Source organism: Pseudomonas sp. NPDC088885, from assembly GCF_044750025.1.
GTDB classification, from domain to species: domain Bacteria; phylum Pseudomonadota; class Gammaproteobacteria; order Pseudomonadales; family Pseudomonadaceae; genus Aquipseudomonas; species Aquipseudomonas rustica.
In genome coordinates, this window is the sequence record NZ_JBIVJB010000229.1 from 1 (window position 1) to 1,911 (window position 1,911).

Annotated in this window: 1 protein-coding gene; it reads left to right on the forward strand. The window is 57.1% G+C overall.

What is annotated here, in order from left to right; translation table 11 throughout:
• Positions 1–208 precede the first annotated feature (208 nt).
• Positions 209–1,747 (forward strand): murein biosynthesis integral membrane protein MurJ, encoded by a 1,539-nt coding sequence (gene murJ / locus ACIP1X_RS28790; RefSeq protein WP_400755963.1) that lies wholly within the window; start codon positions 209–211, stop codon positions 1,745–1,747.
• Positions 1,748–1,911: the final 164 nt, after the last annotated feature.

Sequence of the window (1,911 nt, forward strand, 5' to 3'; positions counted from 1 at the left end):
AGGCCGCGAATCATGCCGATGAAGAGAAGTCTTGTCAAGGGCACTTGAATCGTTCCGCTAAGTGGTAGGTATAAAGAGGCGGGATATTTATTTCCGGCGCTTGACCTGTAAACTCGCGAGCTTTGGCTCTGTGCTGCTGCGGCGCGGAGTATCGCATAAGTAGGCGCTTAATTCGCCTGCTGTTTATCGACAGGCACAAATTCCCTCAATGAATCTGCTCAAATCGTTGGCCGCCGTCAGCTCTATCACGATGCTTTCCCGGATTCTGGGTTTTGTTCGTGACACGCTTATCGCCCGCACATTCGGCGCCGGGATGGCGACAGACGCCTTCTTTATCGCCTTCAAACTGCCCAATCTGCTGCGAAGAATTTTTGCCGAGGGCGCTTTCTCCCAGGCATTCGTGCCAATTCTGGCCGAATACAAAAGTCAGCAGGGCGAAGAGGCGACCCGTACCTTTATTGCCTACGTATCGGGCCTGCTGACGCTGGTACTGGCGATCGTCACCGCACTGGGCATGATCGCGGCGCCTTGGGTGATCTGGGCCACGGCGCCCGGTTTCACCGATACGCCGGAAAAATTCCAGCTCACCTCTGATCTGTTGCGGGTGACGTTCCCCTATATATTGCTGATCTCGCTGTCGTCGCTGGCCGGCGCGATCCTCAATACCTGGAACCGCTTCTCGGTGCCAGCGTTTGTGCCGACCTTGCTTAACCTCAGCATGATCGTGTTCTCGCTGTTCCTCACCCCGTACTTCGATCCACCAGTCATGGCCCTTGGCTGGGCGGTATTGGTCGGTGGTCTGGCGCAGCTGCTCTATCAACTGCCGCACCTGAAAAAGATCGGCATGCTGGTGCTGCCGCGTCTGAACCTGCGCGATACCGGCGTGTGGCGCGTGATGAAGCAGATGCTGCCGGCGATCCTCGGTGTCTCGGTCAGCCAGATTTCGCTGATCATCAACACTATCTTCGCCTCGTTTCTGGTCGCAGGTTCGGTGTCGTGGATGTACTACGCCGACCGTTTGATGGAGTTGCCATCCGGTGTGCTTGGCGTGGCGTTGGGCACGATTTTGCTGCCGACATTGGCAAAAACCTATGCGAGCAAGGATCGTCACGAGTATTCGCGGATTCTCGATTGGGGCCTGCGTCTGTGCTTTGTGCTGGTGCTGCCGTGCTCGTTGGCGTTGGGGATTCTCGCCGAGCCGCTGACCGTGTCGCTGTTCCAGTACGGTCAGTTCAGTGGCTTCGACGCAGAAATGACTCAGCGTGCGCTGATTGCTTATTCTGTCGGCCTGCTCGGGATTATCGTGATCAAAGTGCTGGCGCCGGGCTTTTATGCGCAACAGAACATCCGAACCCCGGTGAAAATCGCAATTTTCACTTTGGTGGTTACCCAGCTGTTCAACCTGGTATTGATCGGCCCACTGGCTCACGCCGGTCTGGCCTTGGCCATCAGTGCGGGTGCCTGCCTCAACGCCGGGCTGCTGTTCTACCAACTGCGCAAACAGCAGATGTATCAGCCGCAGCCGGGCTGGGCCAAATTCGGTTTCAAACTGGTGCTCGCGGTGGCGGTGATGTCCGTGGTGCTGTTGATCGGCATGCATTTCATGCCGCCATGGGATCAAGGGCACATGCTTGAGCGCTTCCTGCGTCTGGGCGCCTTGGTCGCGGCTGGCGTGGTGTCCTATTTCGGTATGTTGCTGCTGCTCGGTTTCCGCCTGCGCGACTTCAATCGCAAGGCCTTGAGCTAAGGTTTTTCTCTTTATGGATGGGCGCGGGCCGGCAGTTTTGTCGGCTCGTTCACTTTGCGTTACGGTGTTGCCTGTCGTCGGCCGTCGGGTGTGGTTATAATCGACCACTTTATGAGCAAGAAGCGCGTTATGCAGCTGGTTCGAGGCCTCCACAACTTGCGCCC

Excerpts from the sequence above, each read along its gene's own strand:
- murJ (WP_400755963.1), top strand. The coding sequence starts at position 209 with ATGAATCTGCTCAAATCGTTGGCCGCCGTCAGCTCTATCACGATGCTT.